8 protein-coding genes are annotated in these 19,981 nt (G+C 68.8%); 6 read left to right on the forward strand and 2 right to left on the reverse strand.

All coding sequences use genetic code 11. The features are described from left to right. Positions 1 to 10: 10 nt before the first annotated feature. The 6 genes from A5745_RS05005 (at position 11) to A5745_RS05025 (ending at position 4,836) form a co-directional block, all read left to right on the forward strand. Complete coding sequence (locus A5745_RS05005) at positions 11 to 1,540, forward strand: nitric oxide reductase activation protein NorD (RefSeq protein WP_076115314.1); 1,530 nt, start codon at positions 11 to 13, stop codon at positions 1,538 to 1,540. Next, positions 1,537 to 2,346 (forward strand): CbbQ/NirQ/NorQ/GpvN family protein, encoded by an 810-nt coding sequence (locus tag A5745_RS05010; protein ID WP_076115315.1) that lies wholly within the window; start codon positions 1,537 to 1,539, stop codon positions 2,344 to 2,346. Before A5745_RS05005 ends, A5745_RS05010 begins: the two co-directional genes overlap by 4 nt. A gap of 15 nt (positions 2,347 to 2,361) precedes the next feature. Then, on the forward strand, positions 2,362 to 2,490 hold the full coding sequence (locus tag A5745_RS25175) for a hypothetical protein (RefSeq protein ID WP_256385461.1): 129 nt from the start codon (positions 2,362 to 2,364) through the stop codon (positions 2,488 to 2,490). Then, positions 2,487 to 3,191, forward strand: coding sequence for a hypothetical protein (locus A5745_RS05015; protein WP_170874416.1), 705 nt, complete (start codon positions 2,487 to 2,489; stop codon positions 3,189 to 3,191). The genes A5745_RS25175 and A5745_RS05015 overlap by 4 nt, the downstream gene beginning before the upstream one ends. A 20-nt stretch (positions 3,192 to 3,211) precedes the next feature. After that, positions 3,212 to 3,652: a hypothetical protein gene (locus A5745_RS05020; RefSeq protein ID WP_076058557.1), complete on the forward strand. Its 441-nt coding sequence runs from the start codon at positions 3,212 to 3,214 to the stop codon at positions 3,650 to 3,652. A gap of 158 nt (positions 3,653 to 3,810) precedes the next feature. After that, on the forward strand, positions 3,811 to 4,836 hold the full coding sequence (locus A5745_RS05025) for a fused (3R)-hydroxyacyl-ACP dehydratase subunits HadA/HadB (RefSeq protein WP_076115316.1): 1,026 nt from the start codon (positions 3,811 to 3,813) through the stop codon (positions 4,834 to 4,836). Positions 4,837 to 4,856: 20 nt separating this feature from the next. Here the strand turns inward: A5745_RS05025 and A5745_RS05030 are convergent, their stop codons facing one another. Both A5745_RS05030 and A5745_RS05035 read right to left on the reverse strand, forming a co-directional pair. Beyond that, a complete protein-coding gene (locus tag A5745_RS05030) occupies positions 4,857 to 7,424 on the reverse strand; it encodes a sugar epimerase family protein (RefSeq protein ID WP_076115317.1) in 2,568 nt (855 codons plus the stop codon). A 19-nt stretch (positions 7,425 to 7,443) separates the two neighbouring features. After that, positions 7,444 to 19,956, reverse strand: coding sequence for a type I polyketide synthase (locus tag A5745_RS05035; RefSeq protein WP_076115318.1), 12,513 nt, complete (start codon positions 19,954 to 19,956; stop codon positions 7,444 to 7,446). Positions 19,957 to 19,981 lie beyond the last annotated feature (25 nt).

A 19,981-nucleotide genomic window follows, 5' to 3' on the forward strand; every position in this document is an offset into this window, starting at 1 on the left:
GCGGCTTCCGATGGCTGAAGGCTCCGACAACCATGCGATGGCGCTCGAACGACGTTGCGCCGTGACGGCGGTGGCGTTGAGTGACCACCGCCGCGAAGGCGCGCGGCTCGTCACGGGTGAGCGGCGCCGCTTCGGATTGAGCGCAAGGCTGACCTTCGTCCATGTCCCCTACCCCGCCATAGCCGACTGGACGCGCAGGACCCTGACATGCGGTGTGGCGCTGCAATGTTCGCCATCCAAGGAACGCATCACCGCATATCGGCTGAACGAGCTCTCCGCACGCGAACTGCGGGCGCTCACACTCGTCGAAGCGGGCGTCGCCGTGGGCTGGATAGCCTCGCGCTGGCCCGGTCTACTACCCGAGCTTCGTCGACTGCTGCCCGAAGTCCTCCCCGCCGACGGCGATACGAACGCCGAGGAGATGCTCGACCGCGCGATCGCGCTGGCGTCCACGGATCAGGATTTGACGGTCCATCCGCTGCTGGGCGGCTTGCCGCTGGCCTACACGATGCCACAGGGATGGACCGACAAGTTGCGACGCAGTTTCGGCAGGATGCCCTGGACGACAGCGCAGCAACGGGTTCCGCGGCCGTATTCCGTCCCCGTCGGCGGCGACGGCGGCGTCCGCAACCCCAACCTGCCGCCGCCGAGCCGCCCCCAAGACAACGATCTCGACCTCACCCCGCAACACCGGCCCGGAATTCCCTACCCCGAATGGAACGCATGGACCCAGCGATTCATGCGCGACCACGTCGCCGTCGTCGAGACCGCGGACGCGCCCAGCGTCCAGGGGCCGACGCCCGTGACCATCGACGTCCGCAAGTGGTTCGAAGAGCACACCCACCGTGCGATGACGAACCGCCTCGAAGACGGCTCCGACCTCGATGTCGACCAATACGTCAGCCACTACACCGATCTCACGACCGGCGAGGCGGAGGAGCCGAAGATATTCCGCGACCTGCTGCCCAGCGGCCGGGACGTCACCACGGCGTTGCTGCTCGACGGCAGTTCGTCGCTGGGGGTGCACGGCGGGCGAATCTTCCGGCTGGAATTGGCTTGTGCCGACGCGCTGTCGCGCGCCATGACGCTGGCGCGCGAGCGTCATGGCATCTTCGTGTTCACGGGCAATACCCGTCATCGAGTCGAAGTGCGCCGCCTGAAGGACTTCGAAGACCGCCGGTTTGTGCCGCCGAGCGGGCTGGGCCTGTCCACCCGCGGATACACCAGACTCGGCGCGCCACTTCGCCATTTGACGAGCCGATTGCTGGCGCAGCCCTCCGAACGGCGCCTGCTGATCGTGATCGGCGACGGACTGATCTCCGATGAGGGCTACGAGGGCAGCTACGCCTGGGCGGACGCCGCGCACGCCGTCGAGGAGGCCAGCGACGCGGGGGTGTCGATGTACTACGTGGGCGTCGGACCGACGCGGGTCGATCCCCTCCCGGAGGTGTTCGGTCCTCGTCGGTCCCAACGGATTCGACGCATCGAGGAGCTTCCGCGGGTATTGGCTCATGTCCATCGTGAACTGGTCGCCGCATGAACGCCGCCACCGATACCTATTTCCCTAACGGCAACGAGGTCGTGCTGTTCGAGCAGGCCTTCCAGCGGCACCTGCCCGTGATGCTCACCGGCCCGACCGGGTGCGGCAAGACACGGTTCGTCGAGCAGATGGGCCTGCTGTTGGGGCGACCCGTCGTCACCATCAGCTGCCACGACGATCTCACCAGCTCCGATCTCGTCGGCCGCTTCATGGTGACCGGCGGCGACGTGGTGTGGACCGACGGCCCGCTGACCCGGGCGGTCAAGGCCGGCGCGATCTGTTACCTCGACGAGGTCGTGGAGGCTCGCCACGACTCGCTGGCGATCCTGCATTCGCTCACCGATCATCGGCGCTCGCTGTTCCTTGACCGCGCCGGCGAGGTGGTGCAGGCGCCCGACGGCTTCATGCTGGTGTGCTCGTACAACCCCGCATACCGCAGCTCGCTCAAGGACCTCAAACCGTCGTTCCGCCAGCGGTTCGTCACGATCGCGATGAAGTATTTGCCGCCGGACCGCGAGGCCGAGGTGATCGTCGCCGAATCCGGAGTTCCCATCGCGACGGCGCGGCGACTGGTCGGATGCGCGGTTGCGATCCGCACCGCCGACGAAGCCTTTCACTTCGAGCCTCCGTCGACCAGGGTGTTGGTCACTGCCGCGCAGCTGATCGCGGCCGGCGCAACCGAATTGGAAGCGGCCGACACGTGCATACTCGCGCCGCTGAGCACCGACGGCGCCGTCACCGACGGTCTACGGGAAGTCGCGGCGGCCAGCCTCGCCGACGCTGAAACGTCCAAAACGCTGAGCTAGGAAGGAACCCTTGGCATGGACCTGAAAGAGCGGAAACGCAAGAGGGCGCTGATCGTCTTCCAAATTTTCATCTACGGCTACTTGGCGGTGATGTTCGGAATCCAGCTCTATATGTCATTTGCACGCGGTTGGTGGGACCTGTGAATCTTCCTCTGCTCAACCGGCTTTCGGGAAGTTCGGTTAGCCTCGAGGATCACCACGACGAATCCCGCCGCGCGCAGCGCCGCGCCGACAAGTGGATGATCGCCGGCGCCGCCTTGATGGGCATGTGGGCTCCGGGTCTGATCGGATTTCCCATCTTCATGCGTGGGGTTTGGCTGCAGCGCCAGGCCCTGCGCGCCGGCCTCTCGGTTCGGCCCATGATCGTGACCCTGATCGGCTATCTGGTGCTGATCGACGGCATGCTCAACAGCCTGGGCTGGGCCCTGGACCTCGTCGCCAACCACACGTTGATCAACCGGGTGCTGATGGTCGGCTGGGGCAACATGTTCGACGCTGGCTACTTCTGGCATTACAACGAGCTCTGGGTCGGGGGCGCCGCGGGCCCTGGCGAAAAAGCCTATGTGGCAGGACTGATCCTGACGGTGTTCTCCATGCGAGTCGCCGCAGCGATCGGGTTCTTGCAGATGAAGCGGTGGGGCCACCAGTGGATGATCATCACCTGCTGGATGGGCGTGGTGATCTGGTCAGCCTATGTGTTCAACATGACGATGTTCGCCGACGTGCGCTACGCCGGTGTCGTGTTTCCGGTGATCGGTTGGTGGCTGTACGACATCTTCTACATCACCCCGTTCCTCGCCATCCCGTATCTGCACACCGTTAACCGCGAAATCTTTTCGGACTGAATAAGTTTAGGAGCATTGCGATGACAAGTTCTTCCGTGCCGTCACCAACCGAGGAAAAAGACCCCACTCCCGATCTCGAGCCGGGGACAACCCCGTACTACGCCCGCATGCATAAATGGATCAAACGGGCCGTCTTGGTGTGCCTCATCGCGCTGGTGATCGAGGGCGCGTTCACGTTGCCGTTCATGGCAGTGTATTACGGCTACCCCACGCTGAGCCTGACCGAAATCTGTAGCGAGCTGCTGAAGATTCGGTATTCCAACGACACCCTGGAATGCAAGTACCCGTACCCGCCGTTGGGGCCGCCGGAGGGTGCCGAGGGTAAGGCCACCGCGCAGGACGTGTGGGGCATCCAGCCGATACCGAAATACCACCGGCTTGGGTTCCGCGAACTCGTCAGGATCCACAACGAAAGGCTCGCTCGCCAGGCGGCCCAACAGCACGCGGCCGCGCATCCGTGATCCCAGGGCGCCCGAGCGTGGGCCCGATGCATGGGAATCGCCTGGTGGTTCGTCCCTAGGCCCCACGCTCGGTGCTGCCGCTGACAGCCTGATCGCTGCTACGGTGGCCGCACGATAGTGTGCTCAGGACACGTCGATAGAAGAAGTTGAGCAAATTTATGACCGCGGCAGCAGAAACGTCACCGATCGAGGCGCGGGTCGGCCATTACTACCAGATGGACGGCACGTACGTGGTCGGCCGCGAGAAGCTCCGCGAATACGCCCGTGCCGTGCAGGACTATCACCCCGCGCACTGGGATGTCACGGCGGCGGCTGACTTGGGCTATTCGGACGTGGTGGCGCCGCTGACGTTCACGTCGGTCCCCGGCATGACCTGCAATCGCCGGATGTTCGAGTCGGTGGTCGTCGGTTACGACACCTACCTGCAGACCGAAGAAGTCTTCGAACAGCACCGCCCGATCGTGGCCGGCGACGAACTGCACGTCGACGTCGAGCTGTCGTCGGTGCGCAGGACGGCCGGCAGGGATTTCATCACCGTCACCAACACCTTCACCGACTCGGACGGCGAGCGGGTTCACACCCTGCACACCACCGTTGTCGGTCTCACCAACGAGGACGTCGATCCGGCGATCAAAACGGCGGTGCAGAAGATGATGATGCACGACGTCGACATCTTCGGGATCGGTGAAGACGATTACCAGAAGACGGTGCGGCCCGAGGACGAGGTTCGGATTGCCGAGGGAGGCACCACCCGGACGCCGGGGACGCCGCCCTTCGAGGACGTGCACGTCGGCGACGAGCTGCCGACGCATCACACCCGGCTGTCCCGCGGCGACCTGGTGAACTATGCCGGCGTGGCCGGCGACGCCAATCCGATCCATTGGGACGAGTCCATCGCCAAGCTCGCAGGGCTGCCCGACGTTATCGCCCACGGAATGCTCACCATGGGTCTGGGTTCCGGATTCGCGTCCGCATGGTCGGGCGACCCCGGTGCGGTAACCCGCTACGCGGTGCGGCTGTCCCAGCCCGCGGTCGTGTCGGCGGCCGAGGGAGCTGACATCGAGTTCAGCGGCCGGATCAAGTCGCTGGACCCGGCCACCCGCACCGGCGTCGTGATTGTCGCCGCGAAGTCCGGTGGCCAGAAGATCTTCGGCATGGCGACGTTGAACGTCCGCTTCCGCTAACGCTTTTCGGCCTGGCGAGCTCAGAGCTCGAGGACGCGAATCTCACCGGTGCCGCCGTCGACTTCGACGAGCGCACCCTGCGGCAAGGCCCTGGTTGCGCCCTGGGCATCGACCACACACGGGAAGCCGAACTCGCGCGCGACCACGGCGGCGTGCGACATCGGGCCACCGAGTTCGGTCACCACGGCCGCGGCGTAGCAGAAGGCGGCGGTGTAACCGACATCGGTGACCTCGGCGACGAGAATCTCGCCGGGTTGCAGATCGTCGATGGTCTCGGGCCGCACGATCCGCACCCTGCCGCGCACCCGTCCACCGCACACACCGACCCCGTGCAGGGTGTCCCCGCTGCTCAGGCCGGGCGGCGAGGCGCTGGTCGGCTGCCAGCTGCCGCTGAACACCGTCGGGGGGACGACGCCGGCCAGTCTGCGGTGTTCGGCGCGGCGCCGCGCCACCACGTCGGCCGCATCGGGTGGCAGCGCGTCGAGTTCGTCCACCAGGAGGTAGAACACGTCGTCGGCGATGGCGAAGATCCCGGCGTCGGCCAACCGGCGCCCGTACTCACGCAACAGACCGCGCAGCACCCAGTTCGCACGGACCATCTTGTCGCGGCGGACTTCGCGGTCGCGGATCTGGCGGGCGGCCAGCGCCGCTATGGGCTTGGCGCGCAACGGAATCCGCGGAGGAGCTGGCGGCGGCGTAGGCGGGGCGGTCATGGCCCTGGCCACCATCCGGACCAGCAGCTCGGGGATGTCGGCATAGCTGGTCGACAGCATCTCCAGCTCCGCGGGGCCGCGATGACCGATCAGCTCCAGCTCGGAGCACACCGCCGCGTGAAACTCCGGCGCGTCGGCGGCCAGCTTGCCGAGCCGCTCACCCGGCTCGCCAAGCAGCCGTACCACGTTCGGGTCGCGCCGCGCGGCAACCACCAACCGATGCACCGCCTCCACCGACCGCGCGCTGACCAGCTCCGGCCCCGCCTGCGGGGCGGTGTCGCGCCCGCACACGCCCCGCAACAACACGTTGAACGCGGCGCACAACATGAACGACACCGAAGACAGCACCCAGCCGTGCACGACATCGTCGCGCGCCAGCAGGATCAGGCTGAGCAGGCGACGATCGTCGTGCCGGGTGACGTCGTCACCGACCAGCCGTTCCAGGCGATCGACATCGGCTAGGTACTCGGCGGTGTCGCGGGGCGAACCGGCGCTCAGGCCGACCAGGTTGACACCGAACACGCCGATGTTGCGGACGGTGCGCAATCTCCTTCGGGCACGGCTGGTTTCGGTGGGCGGGCGCTGTTCGCCGAAGACCGGCAGGGAGGCCATGCTGGGGCCGAAGTATCCGCTGTTCCTGACGACCGTCGGGGGCTTGACGAACGGCACGGTTTCGGCCATGAAGTGCGCCGACGTGATCGCCCCATACAGCCGGTGCGCGAACACCGCGACGGTTCGCATCGCTATTTCCCGCTGGACGATTCCGCCGGGCCGCAGCCGCTCGGCGATGGTCACTCCCCCCGCGCGCAGCCCACGCACGGTCGCCGAGGCCGACGACGGCGAAAACGGGCCGGGCAGCGCCTCCGACAGGTTGGTCGCCAGGAAGGTCGGGAAACGCGGGTCGATCGGTGTGTCGAATTCGCCGTTATCTCCCGCCGGGCCAGCCAAATTGGGCTTCACCCCGTCTTCGGATGGCGCGTCGACGGCGGGCAGGTCGGCGATATTGGTCAGCCGCCACGGGAGCGACACCACCCGCTTGCCGATGGTGATCCGGCCCCGCACCGCCGGCGCGAAATCGTCGACGCATTCCTCGGCGTTCCAGGTCGGCTCGAAGCCCCACTCGTCATGCAGCCGCGAGGTATCCATCAGCGGGGCGCCGCGCACCAGCTGTAGGTCCGCCGGCCCCAAGCCGAACCGCACGATCGGGCGTCCCACGGCCGCGGCGACCTGACGGAAGCTCACCGCTCCGCGGGCTGCGAGATTGACAGGGCCGCTACCGGTTTCGGTGTCCAGCAGCGCCCGGACGAATAGCCGAAGCGCGTCGTCGAGATGGACCACCTGCATGCGACGATCGGCTGCCCCGCCGGGAAATGCCGGCAGCGCCAGCAGCCGGCGCACCCAGTTGTCGACGCCGCGGCTAAGAATCGGCGCGGAACGGATCGCGACCCATTCCAGGCCCGATGACTCAAGCATCTGTTCGACGCGGGCCTTGTGCCGGCCGTCCTCGAGTACCGGGGATAGCGCGTCGGCCTCGGCCTTCGGGGCGTCTGCCCCGCCGTAGACGTGTGCCGACGATGCGAAAACGATGCGCCCGGTGCGGGACTCGGCCATCGCCTGCAGGACGTTGCGTGTGCCGCCGATATTGACCTGCTCGCCGTTCCTTGCCCAGGCGCAATGCGCGACCATGTCCGCACCGGCGACGGCGTGCTTGACCGCTTCAGCGTCCCGGATGTCAGCTGTGACGAATTCGGCCGCGCTCGACCAACTTTCGGGCCGATGGCGCGCGATGCCGATGACATCGTGGCCTTGGCTGAGCAGCCGGGCGGCGAGGCCGCGGCCGAGCACACCACTGGCCCCCGTGATCGCGACCCTCACGGAATGTCTTTGCTCATGGCTACTCGTCGTCGTCCATCAAGGCCGCGTTGAGAAGGTCGTCGAGGTCCATGTCCGCGATGTCCTTCTCTGTCGTCACCGCAGGGGCGGCGGGGGCGCCGTCGGCTTCATTTGCCAACGCGAGCAACAGTTCCAGGACTCCGGCCTGGCGCAGGCGCTTGACCGGAATCGACCCCACGACACGCTGAATTTCGGCTTCGCCCGGCGCGGCGGCGACGGCCTGTTGCTCCGATGCGCCGACGAGTTCGCGGTGCATGTAACCGGCCAGCGCGGCGGAGTTCGGGTAGTCGAAGATCAACGTCGGCGACAGCGCCAGGCCGGTGGCGGACTTCAGTCGGTTGCGCATCTCGACGGCGGTCAGCGAGTCGAAGCCCAGCTCCTGGAAAGCCCTGTCGGGATGGATGGCCTCGGCGCTGGAGCTCCCCAGCACTGTGGCGATGTTCGAGCGCACCAGATCCAGCAGGATGGCCTGTTGCTCGTCCTCGGGTAGGCCTTCGAGGCGTTGCAGCAGAGCCGATTTCGACTTGGCGGCAGCCAGCGAGTCGTCGACCTGGCGGCGGGTGGGCGCATTGATCAAATCGACGAACATCGGCGGCAGCGTGCCGGCGTCGAACTTCACCCGCAGCGCCGCAAGGTCGATGTGGGCGGGCAGCATGAATGGCTCGTCGACGACGAGCGCCGTGTCCATCAATTCCAGCGCCTCGTCCGAGGACATCGCGACAATCCCGTCCCGCCCGAACCGGGCGCGATCGGCGGCGCCCAGCCCGCCGGTCATGGCGCTGGCCTGATCCCACAGCCCCCAGCCGAGCGAGACCGCCGGCAGCCCCTGCGCCCGTCGATGAGCGGCCAACCCGTCCAGGAACGAATTGCCGGCCGCGTAGTTAGCCTGACCCGATGCGCCCGCCAGCCCGGCTATCGACGAAAACATCACGAAGGCAGACACATCCAAATCGCGCGTCAACTCGTGCAGGTTCCACGCCGCGTCGACCTTGGCTCGCAGCACGGCATCGACCCGCTCGGGAGTCAGTGACGCCACCACCGCGTCGTCCAGCACGCCGGCGGCGTGAATCACCCCGGTCAGCGGGTGCTGCACCGGGATGTCGGCGATCACCTTCGCCAACGCCTCGCGATCCGCGGCATCGCAGGCCACCAGCTCCACGTGGGCGCCCGCCGCGCGCAGCTCGAACATCAGCTCCGCACCGCCGGGTGCATCGGGACCGCGCCGGCTGACCAACACCACATTCCGCGCCCCATGGCGGGCCACCACATGCCGCGCGAGCGCCGAACCGGCCATCCCGGTGGCGCCGGTGATCAGGACCGTGCCGGCCGTCCACGCATCCGGCATCGTCATCACGACCTTGCCGACGTGGCGGGCCTGGCTCAGGTACCGCAGCGCGGCAGGCGCACGTCGCACATCAAATCTGGTCACCGGCAGCGGCCGCAGCACGCCGTCACCGAACAGTGCCGCCAACTCGTCGAGCATCTGCGCGATGCGGTCCGGTCCGGCTTCGAACAGGTCGAAGGCGCGGTAACGCACGCCGGCGTGGTCGCGGGCGACGACCTCGGGGTCGCGAATATCGGTCTTGCCCATCTCCAGGAACACCCCACCAGGGGCGACCAGGCGCAGCGAGGCATCCACGAAATCGCCGGAGAGCGAGTCGAGCACCACGTCCATCCCGGCCACACCGGTCCTGCCGGTCGCGGCCCGGAACTTTTCCTCGAACTCGAGGCTGCGCGAATCGCCGATGTGATCGTCGTCAAAGCCCATGGCCCGCAATGTGTCCCACTTGCCGCGGCTGGCCGTCGCGAACACTTCCAAGCCGAAGTGGCGGGCCAGCTGGACGGCGGCCATGCCCACCCCACCGGCGGCGGCGTGCACCAGCACCCGCTGACCGGGTTTGACGTCCGCCAGGTCGACCAGCGCGTAGCGCGCGGTCGCGAACACCACCGAAGCCGTCGCGGCGGCCGTGTATGACCATCCTTGCGGCACCTTGACGAGCAGTCGCTGGTCAGTGATCGCGACCGTGCCCGTCCCGTCCGGGAACAGGCCCATGACGCGGTCGCCGACCGTGAAACGTCCGTCGTCCGAGGCTGCTTCGGTGATTACGCCGGCGGCCTCGATACCCATGACCGCATCCGGATCGGGATACAGGCCCAGCGCGATCATGACGTCGCGGAAGTTAGCCGCGATGGCCGACAACGCGACCCGCACCTGACCGGGCCCCAGCGGCGCATCGGCGTCGGGAATTCGCTCCAACCGCAGATTCTCGATGGTTCCCCGACTGCTCATGCCCAGCCGCCACGGCCCGGCATCCGGTGGCACCAAGAGACCGCCGACCGCGCGGCTGCCCAGCACCCGCGCGGTGTAGACCGTCCGACTGCGCACCAACACCTGCGGCTCGCCGACCGCGAGAACCGCCGCTATCGCGTCGGCGTCCAGGGGCTCGTCGGTGTCGACGAGCACGATCCGGCCGGGATGTTCGGTCTGCGCCGACCGCACCAGCCCCCACACCGAGGCGCCCGCCAAATCGGTGACGTCCTCCCCCGGCAGCGCCATCGCACCGCGGGTGGACACCACCAACGTTTCCGCGCCGTCGCGGGCCAGCCACGACTGCAGCACCGGCAGCACCGCGCGCGTCGCCGCGTATACCTCGGTCACGACATCACCGGCCACTGGTGCCGATTCGAACAGCACCGCCGATCGCTCGGCCTCGACCGGTTGCTCCAATTCCGTTGTCCCCCAAGCGGACACCGATACGGGCTGCACCGCGGTCGACGGCTGAGCGGACCAGACGACCTCGAAGAGCCGGTCCGGCCCCGAACTGGACACCGCGGCCAACAGCTGCTGGTCGGTCACCGGGCGGGCCACCATCGACTCCACCGAGAGCACCGGCAGGCCCAACCCGTCGGCGAGCTCGATCGACACCGCCGATTGGCCGTTCGGCACGATGCGCGCTCGCACGGCGGCCGCGCCCGCGGCGTGCAACGACACCCCCTGCCAGGAGAACGGCACCAGCATCGAGCCCTCGGGAAGCTCGCCGCTATCGGACGCGAGGATGACCGCGTGCAGTGCTGCGTCGAGCATCGCCGGGTGGACGCCGAACCCGGCCGTCGAGACTCCGGCGTCGGTGGGCAGGGTGACTTCGGCGAAGATTTCGTCGCCGCGGCGCCACATCATCGTCAGGCCACGGAACGCGGGCCCGTATCCGTAGCCACGCTCGGCCAGCCGCTCGTATCCGTCGCCGACGTCCACCGCGACCGCACCCACCGGCGGCCACGCCGACAGATCCGCGCCCGGTTGTATCGATCCCGCACGCAGAACGCCTTCGGCGTGCACCGACCACCCGGACCCGGTATCGGTCCGCGAGAACACCGACACCTCGCGTGCGCCCGAATCGTCCGGTCCGCCAACCACAACCTGAACGGCGACCGATCCATCGGCCGGCAACACCAGCGGCGCCGCCAGATTCAGCTCGTCGACGACTCCGCAGCCCACCTGGTCGCCGGCGCGGATCGCCAACTCGACAAATCCCGCGCCGGGGAACAGCACGACCCCGCCGACGGCATGATCGTTGAGCCAGCCCTGCGCGGCCGGCGACAACCGGCCCGTGAGCACGACTCCGCCTGAGGCCGGCAGTTCCACCACCGCGCCGAGTAGGGCATGTTCGCCGGCCGCGAGGCCCAGCCCGGCGGCATCGACCGCAGTGCCATCGCCGGCCAGCCAAAAGCGCCGCCGCTCAAAGGCATACGTGGGCAATTCGACAAGACCAGCTTGGCCGAGAGCGCCGCGCCAGTCCACGGCCATCCCGGCGACGAACCCGGACGCTACGGCGTTGGTCAGGGACACCGGCTCCGGGCGGTCCTTGCGCAGAGCCGACATCGTGGTCACGGCGACATCCGGTAGCGACTCTTCGATCGACGCCGTCAGCCCGCTGCTGGGACCGACTTCGAGGAAACGGTTGCCGCCGGCCGAGTGCACGAAGCGCACGCTGTCGGCGAAGCGCACCGCTTCGCGCACGTGCCGCTTCCAGTACGCCGCCGACGCGAAGTCGTCGCCCGCGAGCTGTCCGGTCACGTTCGACACGATCGGGATGGTGGCGGCGCCGACGGCGAGTCCGGCTGCGACCGTGCCGAATTCGTCGATCATCGGATCCATCAACGGGGAGTGGAAGGCGTGGGAGACGGCGAGCTGATGGACGCGACGACCGTCGGCGCGGAGCCGCTCCGCGATCGCGGTCACGGCGTCGTCGGGGCCGGAAATCACCACGGAGGCCGGCCCGTTGACCGCGGCGAGGCCGACCTCGGGCACCAGCAGCGGCCGCACCTCCTCTTCGGTGGCTTGCACGGCGATCATCGCCCCGCCCGCCGGCAGCGTCTGCATGAATCGGCCGCGGGCGGCCACCAGTACCGCGGCGTTCTCCAGCGACAGGACACCGGCGACGTGCGCGGCTGACAGCTCGCCGATCGAGTGGCCCATCACGAAATCCGGGCGCACGCCCCAGGATTCGAGCAGCCGGAACAGGGCGACTTCCACCGCGAACAACGCGGGCTGCGCGAATTCGGTGGAGTTCAACAGGTTTTCGTCGGACCCCCAAATGACGTCGCGCAGCGGGCGGAGCAGATGCCGGTCGAGTTCGGCCACCACGGCGTCGAATGCCTCGGCGAAAGCCGGATAGGCGGCGTGCAATTCCATTCCCATGCCCAGTGTCTGGGCGCCTTGCCCGGGGAATACGAAGACGGTCTTGCCGCCGGGCATCGCGGTACCACGGATGAACGACCCGGCCAGGTCGTCGCCGGCCAGCTCGTCCAGCCCGGTCAGCAACTCCTCGCGGTCACCGCCGACGACGACGGCGCGATGCTCGAACGTCGACCGGCCGGCCAACGACCACCCCACGTCGGCGATGTCAAGTTCACCGTGGGCGCGCACGTGCGCCGCCAACCGCGCGGCCTGAGATCTCAAGGCCGACGGCGACTTCGCCGACACCGCCCACGGCACCACCGGCACGCCGGGACCCGGTTCCGCCTCGGCGGGCTGCTCGGCCGGGACCGCTTCGACGATGACGTGTGCGTTGGTGCCGCTGATCCCGAACGACGACACCCCGGCCCGACGCGGATGGTCCGCGGGCCATGCCCGCGCCTCGGTCAGCAACGACACGGAGCCCGCCGACCAGTCCACGTGCGGGCTGGGCTCGTCGACATGCAAAGTCGCGGGCAGCATTTCACGGCGCATCGCCAGCACCATCTTGATGACACCCGCGACGCCGGCGGCGGCCTGCGTGTGGCCCATGTTCGACTTGATCGACCCCAGCCACAGCGGTTCGGCCCGGTCTTGTCCATAGGTCGCCAACAAGGCCTGTGCCTCGATCGGATCGCCCAATGTGGTTCCGGTCCCGTGGCCCTCGACCACCTCCACGTCGGCCGTCGACAGCCCGGCGTTGGCGAGCGCGGCGCGCACCACGCGCTGCTGCGAGGGGCCGTTGGGCGCGGTTAGCCCGTTGGAGGCGCCGTCCTGATTGATGGCCGACCCGCGGACCACGGCCAGCACGGGGTGCCCCAGGCGTCGCGCGTCCGACAGGCGCTCCACGACGAGCATGCCACCGCCCTCGGAGAATCCGGTGCCATCGGCCGCGCCGGCGTATGCCTTGCAGCGCCCGTCCGCGGACAGCCCGCGCATGCGGCTGAACTCGACGAAGATATCGGGTGTGGCGTTGACGGTGACTCCACCGGCCAGGGCCAGGTCGCATTCGCCCGAGCGCAGCGACTGCGCCGCCATGTGCAAGGCAACCAACGACGACGAGCAGGCCGTGTCCACCGAGACGGCGGGGCCCTCCAGCCCCAGCGCGTACGAAATCCGTCCGGATGCCACGCTCGACGACTGCCCGGTCAGGCGGAAGCCCTCGGCGGCCGGCGCGGCGCCGATGCCGTAGCCCTGCGTGTACACCCCGGCGAACACGCCGGTGGCGCTGCCGCGCAGCCCGCCGGGCTCGATTCCCGAGCGCTCCAAGGCTTCCCAGGACAACTCCAGGAACAGCCGTTGCTGCGGATCCATGGCCAGCGCCTCGCTCGGTGTGATGCCGAAGAAGGCGGGGTCGAAGTCCGCGACGCCGTCCACAAAGCCACCGGTGCGGGTGTAGCAGGTGCCCGGAACGTCGGGGTCCGGGTTGTACAGCCCGGTCAGGTTCCAGCCGCGATCGGTGGGGAATTCGGAGAGCACGTCACGGCCCTCGATGAGCATGTCCCACAAGTCGTCTGGAGAATTCACCCCGCCCGGATAGCGGCACGCCATGCCCACGATTGCGATCGGATCGTCGCCGGTGGCGCGCGCGACCGGGGCGGGCTTGATTTCTTGCGGCACTCCGGCGAGTTCGCTGCGGATGTAGCCGGCCAGGCCGTTGGGTGTCGGGTAGTCGAAGATCAACGTGGGCGAAAGAGCCAGTCCCGTAGCGGTTTTGAGCCGGTTGCGCATTTCGACCGCGGTCAGCGAGTCGAAGCCCAATTCCTGGAATGCCTTGTCCGGGTCGATCGCCTCGGCCGTGGTGTTCCCCAGCACCGTGGCGATGTGCGAGCGCACCAGATCCAGCAGCACAGCGTGCTGCTCGGCTTCGGGCAGCCCGTCCAGGCGATGCGCGAGCGCCGATTTCGATTTCGCGGCGGCCAGCGAGTCGTCGACCCGGCGCCGGGTCGGCGCTTTGACGAGGTCACTGAACATCGGTGGTACCGCGACCGCGTGGGCGCGCAGGGCGCCGAGATCGATGCGGGCGGGCGCGATGAACGGCTCGTCGACAATCAGCGCGGTGTCGAACAGTTCCATCGCCTCGGCAGACGACAACGCGAGGATCCCGTCGCGGCCGAGCCGCGCGAGGTCGGCGGCGTCCAGCCCGCCCGTCATCGCGCTGGCCTGATCCCACAGCCCCCACGCCAGCGAGATCGCCGGCAGCCCGTGCGCCCGCCGATGAGCGGCCAGCGCATCGAGGAACGAGTTGGCGGCCCCGTAGTTGGCTTGGCCCGACGACCCGACCAGCCCGGCCATCGACGAAAACATCACGAACGCAGACAGATTCAGCTCGCGGGTCAACTCGTGTAGGTTCCACGCCGCGTCGACCTTGGCCCGCAGCACCGTGTCGATGCGCTCGGGCGTCAGGGACGTCACCACGGCGTCGTCAAGCACACCGGCCGCGTGAATCACGCACGTCAGCGGCCCTTGCGCCGAGACATCGGCGATCACCCTCGCCAGTGCGGCACGGTCGGCCGCATCGCACGCGACCACCCGCACCCGGGCCCCGGCCGCCTCCAATTCCGCGACCAATTCGGCGGACCCGGGTGCCTCGGGTCCGCTGCGACTCAGCAACACCAAGTCGCGTGCCCCGTGCTGCGCGACGAGGTGACGGGCCAACGTCGAGCCCGCCATGCCGGTCCCGCCGGTGATCAACACGGCGCCGGCCCCCAGCGCACCCCCTGGCCCGGTGGGAAGCGTCATGACGACCTTGCCGACATGACGAGCCTGGCTCAGGTACCGCAACGCGCTGCGCGCGCGCCTCACGTCAAATGTCGTCGCCGGCAAGGGCTTCAGCACTCCGGCGTCGAAAAGGCCGGCGAGTTCCAGCATCCACTGATGCATCCGGGGACGGCCGGGCTCGAAGAGGTCGAAGGCGCGGTAGCGCACGCCGGGGTATTCCTGGGCCACCGCGCCCGGGTCCCGGATGTCGGTCTTGCCCATCTCCAGGAAAATCCCGCCGGGCGCGACCAGCCGCAGTGAGGCGTCGACGAATTCACCGGCCAGCGAGTCCAGCACCACATCCATGCCACGGCCGCCGGTCACCGACCGGAACTTGTCCTCGAACTCCAAAGTGCGTGAGTCCCCGATGTGGTCGTCGTCGAAGCCCATGGCCCGCAACGTGTCCCACTTGCCGCGGCTCGCGGTCCCGAACACCTCGAGGCCGAGATGCCGCGCCAGCTGAACGGCAGCCATTCCCACCCCGCCGGCGGCGGCGTGCACCAGCACCCGCTGCCCCGGCTTGACGTCGGCCAGGTGGATGAACGCCATGTATGCGGTGGTGAAAACCGCTGAGATACCGGCGGCTTCGGTGTAAGTCCAGTCGGCGGGCATCGGCAGCAGCAGGCGGACGTCGCCGGGGACCAGCGTGCCGCTGCCGTCGGGGAAGAAGCCGTATACCGAATCGCCGACGGCGAACTCGGTGACGCCCGGGCCGACTTCGACCACCACGCCGGCGCCTTCGCCGCCGAGCAGGGCGTCGTGGGTGAACATGCCCAGCGTGATCATGACGTCGCGGAAGTTTGTCGCGATGGCGCGCAGGGCGACCCGGACCTGGCCCGGTTCCAGCGGCGCGTCGGCGTTGGGAACCGGCTCCAGTTGCAGGTTTTCGAAGGTGCCCGCGGTGTCGATACCCAGCCGCCAGGGCCCCTCGCCAGGAGGTGTCATGATCCCGTCGACCGCGCGGCTGCCGTGCACCCGTGGGATGTAAACCTTGCCGTCGCGCAGCAACACCTGGGGTTCACCGGTCGCGAGAACGGCGGCTATCGCGCCGTCGTCGAGTGCCGCGTCGGAATCCACGAGCACGATCCGGCCGGGATGCTCGGTCTGCGCCGAGCGCGCCAGCCCCCACACCGCCGCGCCCGCCAGGTCGGTGACGTGCTCGCCCGCCAATCCCATCGCACCCCGGGTCGCGACGACCAGGACGCCGGAGTCCTGCTTGGTCAGCCACGACTGCACGGCGCCCAGTGCCTGGTGGGTGCGCTCGTAGGTTTCCGCGATCGGGTTGTCATGGGTCGCAAGCGATTCGAATACCTGGTGAATGGGTAACTCGGCTTGCGTCGCGGCGGTCTTCGTCGCGGCGGGCGACCAGATCACCTCGAACAGCCGGTCCGGGCCCGCGCCCGACACCGCCGCACGCAGCTGCCGCTCGTTGACCGGGCGCGCCACCATCGCGCGCACCGACAGCACCGGCAATCCCAGCGCGTCGGCCAGCTCGATGGAGACCGCGTTGGCGGCTGCGCCGTCCGCCGGTGCGATGCGCGCGCGCACCGCCGATGCGCCCGCGGCATGCAACGACACGCCCTGCCACGAGAAGGGCAACATCATTTCGCCGGTCCGGCCGGTGATTTGGTGGCCCATCGCCAGGGCGTGCATCGCCGCGTCGAGCAACGCGGGGTGCACGCCGAACCCGTTGACGCCGCCGGCGGCTTCGGGCAGCCGCACCTCGGCGAACACCTCGTCGCCGCGCACCCACGTCGCGGTCAATCCCTTGAACGCCGGGCCGTAGCCGTAGCCGAGGGCGGCCAGTTGCTCGTAGCCGTCGGCCGGGTCGGCCATGACCGCGTTCGCCGGCGGCCACGCGGACAGATCCGCATCCGGCTCGATCGAGCCGGGGCTCAGCGTGCCCTCGGCGTGGCACACCCAGCCGGAGTCGGCATCGGTGCGCGAGAAAATCGAGACACTTCGCCGGTCCGATTCGTCGGCGGGGCCCACCACCACCTGGACGGCGGCCGAGCCGAGCCCAGAATCCTTGGCCGGCAACATCAACGGCGCCTGCAGCGTCAGCTCGTCGACCGTCGAGCAACCGACTTCGTCGCCCGCACGGATCGCCAACTCCACGAACCCGGCGCCGGGGAACACGACCGCGCCGGACACGGCGTGATCGGCGAGCCAGCCCTGCAAGCTAGGCGACAAACGACCCGTCAGCACCACCCCGCCGGACGCGGGCAGCTCGACGACCGCGCTCAGCAGCGGGTGCTCGCTGCTGCCCAGCCCCAGGCCGGTGGCGTCGGCCGCAACACCCTCACCGGACAGCCAAAACCGGCGGCGGTCAAAGGCGTACGTTGGCAGCTCCACGAAGCCGGCGCCGCCCAGGGCACCGCGCCAATCCACGCGCACTCCCGCGACGAACGCGGTGGCGGCCGACGTCAGGAACCGCTCGAGTCCACCTTCGTCGCGGCCCAGGGTGGGAACAACGATGGCCTCGCCGTCACCGCCCAGGCAGTCGTTGACGGTGTCCTCGATCCCCGCGACCAGGGCCGGATGGGGACTGGATTCGATGAATGTTCGATACCCGTGCTCACCCGCGCTACGCACGGCCTGGTCGAACTGCACGGTCTGGCGGATGTTGCGATACCAGTAGTCGGCATCCAATCCCGCTGTGTCCAAGCGGGTTCCGGTCACGGTGGAAAAGAAAGCGATGCGGGAGGACTGCGGCTCGATACCGGCGAGAACCTCCGCGAGCTCGCCGCGGATCGCCTCGACCTCAACCGAATGCGACGCGTAGTCGACGTCGATCCGCCGGGTTCGCAGCTCCAGGTCGGCACAGAAACCGACGAGCTCGTCGAGCGCCGCCACCTCACCCGACACCACGACGGCCGACCGGCCGTTGACGGCGGCGATGCTGACCCGATCACCGTAGGGCGCCAACAACTCCCGGGCCCGCTCGGTGCTGCAGGCGATGGACAGCATGCCCCCGGGGCCGGCCAGCGACGTCAGCAGCTTGCTGCGCAGCGTGACCACCCGGGCGGCGTCGCGCAGCGACAGCGCCCCGGCGACATAGGCCGCGGCGATTTCTCCCTGTGAGTGGCCGATCACCGCATCCGGATTTACTCCGATCGACTTCCACAGCTCGGCCAGCGACACCATCATCGCGAAGAGGACCGGCTGAACGACGTCCACGCGGTCCATCCCCGGCGCACCGGGGGCGCCGCGCAGCACGTCGATCAGCGACCAGTCGACGAATTCCGTGAAAGCCTCCGCGCATGCCTCGATCTGCCGCGCGAATACCGGTGCGGTGTCGAACAATTCGATGCCCATGCCCAGCCACTGGGAACCTTGGCCGGGGAAAACGAACACGGTCTTGCCCGCCGGCGCCGCGGTGCCGCGCACAATCGACGCGGCGACGTCGTCGTCGGCCAGCTCGTCCAACCCGGCCAGCAACCGGTCGCGGTCGCCACCCACGACAACGGCCCGATGGTCAAACGTCGCCCGCCCCGCCAGCGTCCACCCGACATCGGCGACATCGAGCTCGTCTCGCGCGCGCACGTGCGCGGCCAACCGCGCCGCCTGCGCCCGCAGCGTCGCCTCCGACTTCGCCGAGATCGCCCACGGCACCACCGGCCGCGCCGGAGCAAGGTCGCGCGCCGGCTCCGCGGGAGCGGCCTCCACGATCACGTGCGCGTTGGTTCCGCTGATCCCGAAGGACGACACCCCGGCTCGACGCTGATGATCCGCCGGCCACGCCCGCGCCTCGGTCAGCAGCGACACTGCGCCCGCGGACCAATCGACGTGCGGGCTCGGCGCATCCACATGCAGCGTCGCCGGCAGCACCCCGTGGCGCATGGCCTGCACCATCTTGATCACACCGGCCACCCCGGCGGCGGCCTGGGTATGACCCATGTTCGACTTGATCGATCCCAGCCACAGCGGCTCGTCGCGGTCCTGGCCATAGGTAGCCAGCAAGGCCTGGGCCTCGATCGGGTCACCCAGCGTGGTGCCCGTCCCATGGCCTTCGACCACATCGACCTCGGCCGCCGAGAGCCCCGCGTTGGCCAGTGCCGCGCGCACCACCCGCTGCTGCGACGGACCGTTCGGCGCGGTCAATCCGTTCGACGCGCCATCCTGATTGACCGCCGAACCGCGCACCACGGCCAACACCGGATGACCCAGCCGTTGCGCGTCCGACAACCGCTCCACGACGAGGATCGCCCCGCCCTCGGACCAGCCGACACCGTCGGCGGCCCCGGCGTAGGCCTTGCACCGCCCGTCGGGCGCCAATCCGCGGTGACGGCTGAATTCGACGAAGACCGTCGGCGTGGCGTTTACCGTCGCGCCGCCGGCCAGGGCCAGGTCGCACTCCCCCGAGCGCAGCGACTGCACCGCCATGTGCAGCGCCACCAATGACGACGAACACGCCGTGTCCACCGACACCGCCGGGCCCTCCAGGCCCAGCACATACGAGACCCGTCCCGAGGCGACGCTGGACGTCATGCCTGTCAGGCGATAGCCCTCGATCTCCTCGGCGAGCATGCCGTAGCCCTGGACGATGAGCCCGGCGAACACCCCGGTGGCGCTGCCGCGCAGCCCGCTGGGGTCAATTCCCGCGCGCTCCAACGCTTCCCACGACAGCTCCAGCAACATCCGATGCTGGGGGTCCATCGCCAGGGCTTCGCTGGGGGCGATGCCGAAGAACGCTGGGTCGAAGTCCGCGACGTTGTCGACGAAGCCCCCGGTGTGCGCGTAGGTCTTGTGGCGCGCGTCGGGGTCGGGGTCGATCAGTGCCGCCAGGTCCCACCCACGGTCGGTGGGAAACTCCGAGATCACGTCGCGGCCGTCGGCAACCATTTGCCACAGAGCCTCGGGGCTGTCGACGCCGCCCGGGAAGCGGCAGGACATCCCGACGATCGCGATCGGCTCGCTCGACCGCTCCAGCAGCGCGCGATTGGTGCGCTTCAGGCGTTCGACCTGGACCAGCGCTTTGCGCAGCGCCTCGGTCGCATGCTGGAGTTGGTCCACCATCACTGCCCCTCGCCTACCATTGGCC

The organism is Mycobacterium sp. IS-2888 (assembly GCF_001954215.1).
GTDB lineage: Bacteria > Actinomycetota > Actinomycetes > Mycobacteriales > Mycobacteriaceae > Mycobacterium.

Coding starts and splice junctions, on each gene's coding strand:
- A5745_RS25175 (WP_256385461.1), top strand. CDS start 2,362: ATGGACCTGAAAGAGCGGAAACGCAAGAGGGCGCTGATCGTCTTCCAA.
- A5745_RS05005 (WP_076115314.1), top strand. CDS start 11: ATGGCTGAAGGCTCCGACAACCATGCGATGGCGCTCGAACGACGTTGC.
- A5745_RS05035 (WP_076115318.1), bottom strand. CDS start 19,956: ATGGTGGACCAACTCCAGCATGCGACCGAGGCGCTGCGCAAAGCGCTG.
- A5745_RS05020 (WP_076058557.1), top strand. CDS start 3,212: ATGACAAGTTCTTCCGTGCCGTCACCAACCGAGGAAAAAGACCCCACT.
- A5745_RS05025 (WP_076115316.1), top strand. CDS start 3,811: ATGACCGCGGCAGCAGAAACGTCACCGATCGAGGCGCGGGTCGGCCAT.
- A5745_RS05010 (WP_076115315.1), top strand. CDS start 1,537: ATGAACGCCGCCACCGATACCTATTTCCCTAACGGCAACGAGGTCGTG.